Origin of the sequence: Ramlibacter sp. (genome assembly GCF_035706265.1) — a bacterium.
Taxonomy (GTDB): domain Bacteria; phylum Pseudomonadota; class Gammaproteobacteria; order Burkholderiales; family Burkholderiaceae_C; genus Ramlibacter.
This window is the reverse complement of record NZ_DASSVG010000418.1, coordinates 1-9,136: the sequence shown is the minus strand read 5'-3', so window position 1 is coordinate 9,136 and position 9,136 is coordinate 1. Positions and strand designations below refer to the sequence as shown.

7 protein-coding genes and 1 tRNA gene are annotated in these 9,136 nt (G+C 71.0%); 1 reads left to right on the top strand and 7 read right to left on the bottom strand.

Annotation, left to right across the window (positions count from 1 at the left end; genetic code table 11):
- The 3 genes from VFM98_RS14915 to VFM98_RS14905 all read right to left on the bottom strand — a co-directional run.
- On the bottom strand, positions 1-1,903 hold a 1,903-nt coding region (locus VFM98_RS14915), incomplete at its 3' end, for an ATP-binding protein (RefSeq protein WP_325110698.1).
- A 1-nt stretch (position 1,904) separates the two neighbouring features.
- Positions 1,905-2,468, bottom strand: coding sequence for a YfiR family protein (locus tag VFM98_RS14910; protein ID WP_325110697.1), 564 nt, complete (start codon positions 2,466-2,468; stop codon positions 1,905-1,907).
- Positions 2,465-4,354 (bottom strand): TonB-dependent receptor plug domain-containing protein, encoded by a 1,890-nt coding sequence (locus VFM98_RS14905; RefSeq protein WP_325110696.1) that lies wholly within the window; start codon positions 4,352-4,354, stop codon positions 2,465-2,467. Before VFM98_RS14905 ends, VFM98_RS14910 begins: the two co-directional genes overlap by 4 nt.
- A gap of 168 nt (positions 4,355-4,522) precedes the next feature.
- On the opposite strand from VFM98_RS14905, the gene VFM98_RS14900 reads away from it, so the two are divergent.
- The gene (locus VFM98_RS14900; protein ID WP_325110695.1) at positions 4,523-5,527 is read left to right on the top strand and encodes a LysR substrate-binding domain-containing protein; all 1,005 of its coding nucleotides are present in this window, start codon (positions 4,523-4,525) and stop codon (positions 5,525-5,527) included.
- Here VFM98_RS14900 and VFM98_RS14895 read toward each other — a convergent pair.
- The 4 genes from VFM98_RS14895 to VFM98_RS14880 form a co-directional block, all read right to left on the bottom strand.
- Entirely contained in the window at positions 5,443-6,609 is a 1,167-nt protein-coding gene (locus VFM98_RS14895; protein WP_325110694.1) for a mandelate racemase/muconate lactonizing enzyme family protein, read from the bottom strand. The genes VFM98_RS14900 and VFM98_RS14895 overlap by 85 nt on opposite strands.
- 156 nt (positions 6,610-6,765) lie before the next feature.
- A tRNA-Val gene (locus tag VFM98_RS14890) sits at positions 6,766-6,842 on the bottom strand.
- Complete coding sequence (locus VFM98_RS14885; RefSeq protein WP_325110693.1) at positions 6,833-8,044, bottom strand: amidohydrolase family protein; 1,212 nt, start codon at positions 8,042-8,044, stop codon at positions 6,833-6,835. The genes VFM98_RS14890 and VFM98_RS14885 overlap by 10 nt, the downstream gene beginning before the upstream one ends.
- Position 8,045: 1 nt before the next feature.
- Positions 8,046-9,136, bottom strand: a 1,091-nt coding sequence (locus VFM98_RS14880; protein ID WP_325110692.1) for a TGS domain-containing protein, incomplete at its 5' end; no start/stop codon positions are given.

Below are 9,136 nucleotides of genomic sequence, written 5' to 3'. Positions count from 1 at the left end.
CATCCACGTTGTCGTCCACCACCAGCACGCGCAGCGAGCTGGCCTCGGCCCGCCCGCCTGCGGCAGCGGCGGCCGGCGCTGGCGCGGGCACGGGCAGGCAGGGCAAGGTCACCGTGAAGGTGCTGCCCTGGCCGGGGCCGGCGCTTTCGGCCACCACGGTGCCGCCATGCATCTCGATCAGCGAGCGCACCAGGAACAGGCCGATGCCCAGCCCGGAGGCGAGCTGCCCCGGGCCGGGGGTGACCTGGGTGAACAGCTGGAACACCTTCTCCAGCATGTCGGCCGGGATGCCCACCCCGTTGTCGACCACCTGCACCACCGCGTGTTCGCCTGCCTGGCGGGCGCGCAGGGCGATGCGGCCGCCGGCCGGCGTGTACCGGGCCGCGTTGTTCAGGAGATTGCCGAAGGCCTGCGCGAGCCGGGTGGCGTCGCCGTGCAGCTCCACGTCCTGTTCCGGCCATTCCACGTGCAGGGCATGGCCGGCCGCGTCGATGGCCGGCCGCGCCAGTTCGAGCGAGGTCTGCAGCACGGCCCGCAGCGAGGTGCGCGCCTGTTCGAGGCGGATCATGCCGCTGCTGATGCGCGAGATGTCCAGCAGGTCGTCCACCAGCCGCACCATGTGCGTGAGCTGCCGGTCCATCGTGTCGAGCGTGCGCTGCTGCACCGCCAGCGCCGCCTTGGGCGACTTGAGGATCTGCAGCCCGGTGCGCAGCGGCGCCAGTGGATTGCGCAACTCGTGTGCCAGGGTGGCGAGGAATTCGTCCTTGGCGCGGCTGGCCTGCTGCAGCAGCAGTTCCGACTGCTTGCGTTCGGTGATGTCGATCAGCGAGCCGGCCATGCGGAAGGCGCGCCCCGTGGCATCGCGCTGCGCCATGCCGGTCACGAGGAACCAGCGCCACTGGCCGGACTTCTCGCGCAGCCGGCACTCGGCCTGGTAGGGCGTGTCGCTCGCCAGGTGTTCGCGCAGGGCGGCCTGCACCGCCGGCAGGTCGTCGGGATGCATCAGGGCGGGCAACGCTTCCGGCGTGTCCGGGAACTCCTCGCCGGTGTATCCGAGCAGGGCCTTGAGCCGCGGCGAGTGGAACATGGTGCGCGAACGCATATCCCAGTCCCACAGCCCGGCGCTGGAGCCGCGCACGGCCAGCTGGTAGCGCGCCTCGCTGGCGCTCAGCGCCTCGTTGGCCTCCTGCAGCACCTGGGCCCGGCGCCCCAGTTCGTCGAGCATCGCATTGAAGGCGTCCACCAGCTGCCCGACCTCGTCGTCGCTGGTGCGCCGCGCGCGCATGTCGAAGGCGCCGCGCTCCAGCACCCGCCGTGCCACGCTGCTCACCTCCGCGATCGGCCCGGTCAGCGCCCGCTGCAGCCGGCGCGCGAGCAGCACCGCGCCGGCCAGGCTGGCCAGCATCACGGCGATCAGCCAGCCGAGGTATTCCGCCATGCGCGGCAGCAGGCCATGGCGCACCTGCAGGTAGACGCTGCCGATGCGCTCCCGGTTCGACACCACGGGCCGCACCACGGAAGCCGTCGTCCAGCCGAACTCCACGCCAGCCGCGGGGGCGCGCGGCGGCGGCGCCACGGCGCTCGCTCCGGCCGGAGGCTCGTAGCTGGCAAACAGCTTGCCCGTGGCGTCGTACAGCGCCGCCGCCGCCATCGAAGGCTGCGCCTGCAGCGCGCGCAGGGTCTGCGCGCCCACCGCCGGATCCTGGAACGCCAGCGCCGCTTCGCTCGCGAGCCCCACGACATCGGCCTGGCTCACCAGCGCTTCGCGCGTGCCGCGCCAGTCGTTGCGGGCCTCGAACAGGAGCAGTGCCGCGGCCGCGATCGCCAGCGCCACGCCCACGGTGGCCAGCAGGATCAGGCTCAGCTTGGCCTGGATGCTGCGCGCGGCGGCAAGAGGCCGCATCTCAGCGCCCCTCCACGTTCTGGGCCACGCCCAGGAGCTTGGCGCTCAGGCGCAACCCGTGGGCGGCCGCGGCGGCGAGCGAGGCCGAGAAGCGCACGCGGCCCTCGTTCTCGGTGAAATACAGCACCGGGCCCGGATTCCCGCCGACCGGACCGTCGGACACCGTGAGCACGGGACCGCGCACGGCCTCGATCAATTCGCGGATGCGCGCGAAGCGCGGGCCACCCGCGAACAGGATGTGCACCGCGAAGGCGTCGCGCGCGTCGCGCACCCGCAGCACCGAGACGGGCCGGCCCTCCACCTCGCGCCCCGCCGTGAGCTGCTCCAGGTCGGAGGCGACCGCATCGTCGCCGTACACGCCGATCACGAGCGGCGCATGCGGCCCCGCGAAAGCCCCCGCCGGCCATTCGACGAAGCTGCCGAACTTGTACAGGTAGGCCGCCTTGACGGCGCTCACGCGCGCCAGCCCCAGGCCCTGCGCGACGCCGCCGGGCCAGGCCAGCCCCAGCAGGCAGCCGATGCACAGCGCCAGCCAGGGGCGCCAGGCCAGCGCGCGCCGCTTCACGGTTGCCACACCACCCGGACGAAGACGCGGCGGCCGAACTTGCTGGCGGTGGCCGGATCGCCGAATTCGACGTGCCGCGACCCGAGGTTCTGCGCGATGAGGGACAGCTCCAGCGAGGGCGTCACCTGCCAGCCGAGCCGCGCGTCGAGCGCCGTATAGGCGGGCACGGCGGGCGCCGGCAGCGCGCCGACGCGGCGCAACTGCAGGTCCAGCTCGGTGCGCTGCGGCAGGTCGAACTGCGCACGCAGAGACCACTGCGAGCGCGGGTCGTCGCCCAGGTTCGCGATGCTGGTCGCATCCGCCGGCGGCGCGCTGAAGCGCAGGTCCTTGTGCAGGCGCAGGTAGCCGAGCGTGAGCCGCGAGGCGCGCGTCGGCTGCCATTGCGCCCAGGCCTCCAGCCCCTTGACATCGCCTTCGATCCGGTTCGCGATCACCACCGGGAAATCGCGCCCGCCGCGCAGGCCCGTGTAGCGCTGCAGAAACACGGTCCCCGAGTAGCTCAGGTCGCTGCCGGCCTGGCCGCGGTGGCCGATCTCCGCCACCCGGGCGATTTCCGACTGGAAGCCCTCGCCGCCGGCGATGATGAAGGGCGGGTTGGCGGGAAGGAAGAATTCGCGGTCGATGCGCGCCGGCGCCCGCACCGTGCGGGACAGCGCGGCCCAGGTGGTGGCGTGGTTCGCGTGCTCGTAGGCCGCGCGCAGGTTGGGCAGCCACTCCACGCCCGTGTAGCTGTTGCGCTCGGCCTTCACGCCGGCGGTGAATTGCCAGGGGCCCTTCTGCACCTGGTGCTGCGCGAACAGGTTCCACCAGTTCAGGCGCCGCGATGCCGGGATGAAGCGCACCACCGGGCTCGGCTCGCTCTCGTCGCGCGCCGTGCGCACGCCGCCGCCCCACAGCAGCTGGTGGCCGGCACGCAGCTGCGGCTCGTGGGTGAACTGCAGGTCCCACGAGGCCATGTGGTTGCGAAACAGGTTGACGTCGTCGCGCGCCTGCACGTCGTAGTACGCCTGCACGCGGTAGGGGCTGCCGTCGGCGAAGCGGTTCTCCCAGCGCGCGAGCAGGTTGCCGCCGTGCATGGTGGGAGCGAAGTTGTTGGCCGGCTCGTCGCCGCCGCGGTAGGCGTCGCCCTGCAACGTGAGCTGCCCCGTCCCCAGCGCGAGATCGGTACGGAAGCCGACCTGGTGCTTGGTGGCGGCATCCGGCACTTCGCTCCCGCTCGCCGTGTGCGTGTTGTCGCGGTCGATCGCCAGCCCGTACACACGGAAGGTCCCGAGGTCGCCAACGCGCCCGCCCCAGCGCAGCGCCTCCTGGCCGCCGGCGCGCGAGCGCGTGACGGACACCAGCGCGCCCTGCGTCGCCGCGGCCGGGCGCGTGATCACGTTGATGATGCCGTTGACCGCGTTGGCGCCCCACAGCGTGCCGCCGGGGCCGCTGACCACCTCGATGCGCTCGATGTCCTCCAGCACGAGGTCGTGGAAATCCCAGAACACGCCCGAGAAGAGCGTCGAATAGATCGTTCGGCCGTCGATCAGTACCAGCAGCTTGTTGGCGATCGCGTTGTTGAAGCCACGCGCGCTGATCGCATACTGCCCGGCGCTGAGGCGCGCCACCTGCAGGTTGGGCGCGAGCCGCAGCGCCTCGGGCAGGCTGGTGGCGCCGGAGCGGCGGATGTCCTCGCCCGAGATGACGAACACCGAAGCGGGGGCGCTGCGCAGGCTCTCGGGGCGGCCCGACACCGAGGTGACCGGCAGGTCGCCGAGCTGCTCCAGGCTCAGTTCGGCCAGGCCCGGCGTGCTGGCGGCCACCGTTTGCCCAGCGGCGCCGGCGGCCATGCAGGCGAGCACGCCGAAGGCCAGGGACGCATAGCAAGGGATGTTGGTCTTCATTTTCGGCATATGCGGCGCTCCGCGATGGTAGGCGCCAAGGCTGTGCCAGGGCGGGCGTAGCTGGACATTTGCGAACTTGTCCTACACGGCAGCACGCGCGTGTCGCCTGCCCCGGCCCATCCATCGGGTGCCCAGGTTCATCTTGCTACAGTCGGCCCGGTCCGCACCATGCACTTCCACTTCACCTGGCTCGAAGACTTTCTTTCCCTGGCGGCCAGCGGGAATTTCTCGCGCGCTGCGGAGGACCGGCACAGCTCGCAGCCGGCCTTCAGCCGACGCATCCGGGCGCTGGAAGAGTGGCTCGGCGCGGCGCTGGTGGACCGCTCGAGCCAGCCGGCCCGGCTGACCGAAGTAGGCGTGTGGTTCGAGGGCGTCGCCGCGGACCTGGTGGCGCGCACCGCCCGCCTGCCGGGCGAGGCGCGGCAGCTCGCCGAGGCCGGCGCGGCGACCCTGCGCATCGCCAGCACGCACGCCCTGTCCTTCACCTTCCTGCCCCGCTGGCTGCGCAGCCTGGAGTCGGTGCTGGAGCTCGGCCCGGTCGCACTGACCTCCGACGTGCTCGCGCGCTGCGAAGCGCAGATGCAGGAAGGCAAGGTGCACTTCGTGCTGGCGCATGCGCACGAGCGCATGCACGGATCGCTCGAGTCGGAAAGCTATCTCGCCGCCGACATCGGCAGCGACCAGCTGGTGCCGGTGGCGCAGCCCGATGCCCAGGGGCAGCCGGTGCATAGGCTGGAGAAGACGGCCGCCGGCGAGCCGGTCCCCCTGCTCGCGTATTCGGAAGAGTCCGGCATGGGCCGCATCGTCCGCCTGGTCCTCGGCCGCCAGCTGGAAGACGTGCCGCACCAGGCCGTCTTCACCGCGCACCTCGCGTCGGTGCTGCGCTCGATGGCGCTCGACGGGCGCGGCGTCGCCTGGCTGCCGCGCACGCTGGTGGAGGAGGACCTGCAGGTGGGACGCCTGGTGCCCGCGGCGCCGCCGGACTGGAGCGTGGACCTCGCGATCCGCCTCTATCGCCAGCGCGAGGCGATCGGCCGCGCCGCAGAGGCCTTCTGGCGCGCGGCCACGCGCTCAGGCGCGCTCGGGCCTCAGGAAGCGAGCGCCTTCATCTCGCGGTACAGGTCGGACTTGCCTTCGAAGCCGATGCCGGGCAGCTCGGGCAGCGTGACGTAGCTGTTCTCCACCTTCACTCCGTCGGGGAAGCCGCCGTAGGGCTGGAACAGGTCCGGATAGGACTCGTTGCCGCCCAGGCCGAGGCCCGCCGCGATGTTCAGCGACATCTGGTGGCCGCCGTGCGGGATGCAGCGGCTGGCCGACCAGCCGTGCTCCTTGAGCATGTCGAGCGTGCGCAGGTACTCCACCAGGCCATACGAGAGCGCGCAGTCGAACTGCAGCCAGTCGCGGTCGGGGCGCATGCCGCCGTAGCGGATCAGGTTGCGGGCATCCTGCATGGAGAACAGGTTCTCGCCCGTGGCCATGGGGTTCTTGTAGAAGCCACGCAGCGTGGCCTGCAGTTCGAAATCCAGCGGGTCGCCCGCCTCCTCGTACCAGAACAGGTCGTAGGGCTCCAGCGCCTTGGCGTAGGCGATCGCGGTTTCCAGGTCGAAGCGGCCGTTGGCGTCCACGCACAGGCGCTGGCCGTCCTGCAGCACCTCCATGATGGCGTCGATGCGGCGCAGGTCCTCGTCCAGCGTGCCGCCGCCGATCTTCTTCTTCACCACGGTATAGCCGCGATCGAGGTAGCTGCGCATCTCGTCCTGCAGCTTCCTGTGGTCCTGGCCGGGGTAGTAGTAGCCGCCGGCGGCATAGACGAAGACCTTGCGATTCGGCTTCCCGTCGCCGTAGCGGTCGGCCAGCAGCTGGAACAGCGGCTTGCCTTCGATCTTGGCCACCGCGTCCCACACCGCCATGTCGATGGTGCCGATGGCCACCGAGCGCTCGCCGTGGCCGCCCGGCTTCTCGTTGCGGAACATCGCGGCCCAGATCTTGTGCGGATCGAGGTTGTCGCCGGTGGCATCGAGCAGCGAGGCGGGGTCGGCTTCCAGGATGCGCGGGATGAAGCGCTCGCGCATCATGCTGCCCTGCCCGTAGCGGCCGTTGGAGTTGAAGCCGTAGCCGATCACCGGCTTGCCGTCGCGGACCACGTCGGTGACGACGGCCACGAGGCTCAGGTTCATCTTGCTGAAGTCGATGTAGGCGTTGCGGATCGAGGAGCTGATCGGAACGGTCTTCTCGCGGATTTCGACGATCTTCATGGTGCAGGGCACGTGCGCAGTTGGAACGCCCCGATGATCGCCATTTCCCCGCAGCCGGGCCAATGCGCGTTTTGGCTCGTTCGATGCGCGGGACGAACCGGGCGAGGCGCCCAGAAGAAAGGCCCGGAGATCGCCATGATCTCCGGGCCTTCGTATTGGTAGGCGCGATTGGACTCGAACCAACGACCCCCACCATGTCAAGGTGGTGCTCTAACCAGCTGAGCTACGCGCCTGTCGTTGAGCCTGCTATTGTAGCAGAGGAAATCAGCGTCCCTTGCCGGGCGACGACACGGCCGCCTGAAATCACCAGCTTCCGCTCGGGACGCGCGACCACGGCCTCCTGGAGGTTCTGCGCTTCGACCAGCACGAAGTCCGCGCGGCAGCCGACTTGCAGGCCGTGGTCGGCGAAGCCGCAGGCCTGCGCGCCCGCGCTCGTGACCGTCTCCAGCGCCAGCGCGAGTTCGTCGTCGCGCCGCAGGTTGTTGCGCAGGCCGATCAGCATCGCGCGTTCCAGCATGTCCGGGCGGCCGTACGGCGTCCAGGTGTCGCGGATGCCATCGTTGCCGCCGGCGACGCACACGCCCGCGGCACGGCAGGCAAGCAGCGATGGCACCGGGCGCGAGGCGGTGCCGGTGGTGATCACCGCGACGCGCAGGCGCGCCATGCGCTCCAGCAGTTGCGCGCGCCGGGACTCGTCCACGTCGCCCAGGCAGAAGCCATGGCTGACGGCGACCCGGCCTTCCATGCCCAGCGCCTGCACCCGGTCGAGAAGCAGGTCGAGCGTCGCCGCGCCCTCTTCTCCCTGCTCGTGCAGGTGGATGTCGAGCGGCTTGCCGTGGCGCGCCGCGATGCCGAACAGCAGGTCCAGCGAAGCGCGGCGGTCGCCATCGATCGCCTGCGGATCGAGACCGCCGAGGACGTCGGCACCGAGCCGCAGCGCCTCGTCCAGCAAGTCCGCCGTGCCCGGCCGCCGCAGCAGGCCGGACTGCGGGAAGGCGACCAGCTGGATCTCCATGAGGCCGCGCAACGCCTCGCGCGTGGCAAGCACCGCGTGCAGGTGGCGCAAGCCCGCATCGGTGTCGATGTCGACGTGCGTGCGCAGCCGCGTCGTGCCCTGTGCGAGGAAGGCCTTGGCCAGCACGAGCGACTGCGCGCCGGCGTCGTGGCCGCTTGCGGCACGGAAGCGCCGCTCGTTGTCGATGCGGTCCTGCAGGCGCGGGCCGACCTCGTTGACGTACCAGGGCAGGCCCCAGAGCGTCTTGTCCAGGTGGGCGTGCGATTCGACCAGGCCGGGCAGCAGCAACGCGCCGCCGCAGCGGATTTCGGTCAGCGCGCTGTGCGCGCTCCCCAGTGCAGCAATCACGCGGCCGCGCACCAGCACGTCGACGGCTCGCCCGCCCAACGGCCGCACATCCCGCAACAGCAAATCGTCCACCTCAGCGCCGCGTCGCCGACTGCACGCCGGACACGTCGCGCACCGTCGCCAGCACCTTCCCCAGCCGCTGCGAATCGGCCACTTCCACCGTGAACGTCATCCACGCCGTGCCGCGCACCGACTGCGTCTGCACGCCGATCACGTTCATCTTCTCCTTGGCGAATACCTCGGAGATATCGCGCAGCAGCCCCTGGCGGTCGCTCGCCTCGATGGCGATGTCCACCGGGTACACCAGCGCTTCGCCGCCCTTGGGCCGGCCCCACTCCACCTCGATCACGCGTTCGCCGTCGCGGCCGGCGAGCTGGCGGAAGTTGGCGCAGTCGCGGCGGTGGATGCTCACGCCCTTGCCGCGCGTGACGAAGCCGCTGATCGCGTCGGGCGGCGCCGGCTTGCAGCACTTGGCCAGCTGCGTCATGAGCGAGTCGACGCCCACCACCAGCACGCCGCCCTTGGTCGACTTCGTCGGCGTCGGCTTCAGCTTCTTGGCCAGCAGGACTTCGTCCTCGCTCGGCGCCGGCTCCGGCGGATGCAGCAGGGTCTCGATGGTGCGCAGCGAGAATTCGTCCTTGCCGACCACGGCGAACAGGTCCTCGGCGGACTTGAATCCGAGCTTGGCCGCCAGGTCCTCCAGCTTCAGGGCCGTCCTGCCTTCGCGCTGCAGCAGCCGCTCCACCAGCTCGCGGCCGCGCGCCACCGTCTCGTGCCGCACCTGCTCGTTGAACCAGGCGCGCACCTTGGTCTTCGCGCGGTTGCTGGCCAGGAAGCCCAGTTCGGGGTTGAGCCAGTCGCGCGACGGGCCGCCCTCCTTGGCGACCACGATCTCCACGGTCTGGCCGTTGGCCAGCTGCGTGTTCAAGGGCACCATCGCGCCGTCGACGCGCGCGCCGCGACAGCGATGGCCCAGGCTGGTGTGCACCGTGTACGCGAAGTCCACCGGCGTGGACCCCTTGGGCAGCTCCACGATCGAGGCCTGCGGCGTCAGCACGTAGATGCGGTCCTCGAAGAGGCCGCCCTGCTCCGGGCCGGAGAGGTCGCGCTCCCACGCCAGCAGCTGCCGCAGCACGGCGATCTTGGCGTCGTATTCGCCCGAGG